This is a genomic window from Micromonospora sp. DT4, from assembly GCF_049841675.1.
In the GTDB taxonomy this organism is placed as follows: Bacteria; Actinomycetota; Actinomycetes; order Mycobacteriales; family Micromonosporaceae; genus Micromonospora.
Genome location: NZ_JBNCKT010000252.1, coordinates 1 through 2253 on the forward strand (window position 1 = coordinate 1; position 2253 = coordinate 2253).

The 2253-nt window shown below is 75.3% G+C and carries 3 protein-coding genes; all 3 read left to right on the plus strand.

All coding sequences use genetic code 11. From position 1 onward, the window contains the following. The first annotated feature begins 52 nt into the window (after nt 1-52). Complete coding sequence (locus ACLQ24_RS29360) at nt 53-823, plus strand: hypothetical protein (protein WP_425894986.1); 771 nt, start codon at nt 53-55, stop codon at nt 821-823. Between the two features lie 25 nt (nt 824-848). Further along, on the plus strand, nt 849-1235 hold the full coding sequence (locus ACLQ24_RS29365; RefSeq protein WP_425894987.1) for a hypothetical protein: 387 nt from the start codon (nt 849-851) through the stop codon (nt 1233-1235). Continuing rightward, nucleotides 1232-2253, plus strand: a 1022-nt coding sequence (locus ACLQ24_RS29370; RefSeq protein WP_425894988.1) for a tyrosine-type recombinase/integrase, incomplete at its 3' end; no start/stop codon positions are given. The genes ACLQ24_RS29365 and ACLQ24_RS29370, both read left to right, overlap by 4 nt.

Sequence of the window (2253 nt, forward strand, 5' to 3'; positions counted from 1 at the left end):
CGGCCGGGAGTAGACTGTGACGTAACAGGCGTGACGAAATGGGGTGTGGTCCATGCCGAAAAAGCGGGGCCAGGCCGCGTGGCTGTCCCAGATCCTCTCCGAGTGGGCACGCGCGCCCGTGACGGTCGCCTGGGAGGCCGAGGGGGTCGGGCGGGGCGACTGGTGGGTGCGGTGGTCCGACGGTCCGACGGTCGAGGCGATGCGCGCGCACGCCCGCTCGCACGGGGTGTACCTGCGTCCGCTGGACGTGACCGCGCTGCGCTTCGCCCGCGACTACTCGCCGCGGGCGTGGGCGGTGGCGCTGCTCAGCCTCGCCGAGACCCAGCCGGAGATCACCGACTGGCACGAACTGCTCGGCGTCGCCGAGTCGTGGCTCGATGACGCCGAGCAACCCGACGACGCGGGCGCCGACGACGAGCACGTCGCGCACCTGGTGGCTGTTGCGGGCGGCCGTGAGGCCGCGATGGCTCGCGCGGTCTTCTCGGCCCGGCCGCAACGGTTGGCTGTGACGCAAGTTCGTGACGAACCCGTGTGTCCGGTCTGCGGTGCCCCGGTGCCGCGCGCGGGCGCCGGCCGGCCGGGCCGCTACTGCTCGCCCGCGTGCCGTACCCGCGCCTGGCGCCGTCGCTCGGCCCGCGCCATCGGTGAGACGAAAACCCGTGACGAAACCAGGTGCCCGGTCTGCGGCGCCTCGGTGCCGCGCGCGGGCGTCGGCCGGCCGGCCCGCTACTGCTCACCGGCCTGCCGCACCCGCGCCTGGCGACAACGCCCGCGCCACCGCGACGACAGTGACACCACCCGCCCCGACGCCGGGGCGTCCTGACCCTCGACCCAACCCAGGAGCCGCGATGAGCATCACCGTATTCCCGCTCACGCCGAGCGCCCCCACGGCCAGGGCTCACCTCGCTCACATCCTGGCCGACATCGCCACGCTCGACCCGTCCCGCCACGGGCACACCGGCCCGGACACCCCGCAGATCACCGCCGCCTACGCGCAGCGAAACGCCCTGATCTGGACCGCCCTCACGCTCGCCCACGAGGCCGGCGTCCCGGCCGGAGCCGGCCACGACCCGACCGACCCCCACCCGGTCGTGGTCTACCTGGAGCTGCCCACCGGCCAGGTGTCCTGGCACCTGCCCGCCCACCCGACCGGCTGGGACGGGCACACCACCCGCGCCAAATACGCGCGGGTGGCCGCGTTCGTCGACCTGGTCGACGAGGACACCGACCGGTGACCGAAGTGCTCACTGGCGAGCTGCTCCCCGCCCACCAGCCCCTGCCCGCCGCTGCGGCCCCCCACGACGGGGTCCCCACCGTGGGGGGTACCGCCGACAACGAACTCGAGGAGCTGCTGCGGGAGTGGCTGATCGGGTACGCCTCACCGCACACCCGGGAGGCGTACCGGCGCGACCTGCAGCACTGGCTGGCGTTCCTGGCCACCTCCGGCGTCGACCCGCTCACCGAGGCCCGCCGCGTACACACCCACGCCTGGCTACGCGCCCAAGAGGCCTCCGGCACCGCGGCCGCCGCCACCCGCGCCCGCCGCCTCGCCGCGGTGTCCGCGTTCTACGGCTGGCTGATCGCCGAGGACCGCACCGACCGGGCCAACCCCGCCGCCATCGACTCCCGCAAGAAGCCGAAGGTCGACCAGCGCAGCACCAAGACATCAGGGCTGTCCCGAGGGCAGGCCGAGGCGCTGCTCCTCGCGGCCGACGCCGACACCGGCCCCCAGGCGCTGCGCACCGCGGCGATCGTCGCGCTGCTGCTCTACACCGGCATCCGCGTCGGCGAGCTCGTCGGCGCCGACGTCGAGCAGCTCGGCCACAACCGCGGCCACCGCACCCTGCGCTTCACCGCCAAGGGGGCCCGCGAGCACCTGGTGGCGCTGCCCGCCCCGGTCACCCGACGCCTGGACGCCTACCTCGCCACCCGCGCCGACCTCACAGGCCCGCTGCCCGTGGTGGCTGGGCAGGCCGGCGTCCGGGCCCGCCGGCCCCTGGTCGCCACCGCCAGCGGCGGCCGGCTCGACCGCGGCGCTGTCACCCGACTCGTGATCCGCCTCGCCGAGGTGGCGCGGATCCCGGTGAAGATGTCCCCACACGTGCTGCGGCACGCCTGCGCCACCCTCGCCCGCGACGCCGGCGCGAGCCTCGAAGACGTGCAGGACCAGCTCGGCCACGCCGACGCCCGCACCACCCGCCGCTACGACCACGGCGGCGCCCGACTCGACCGCGCCCCCGCCTACACCCTCGC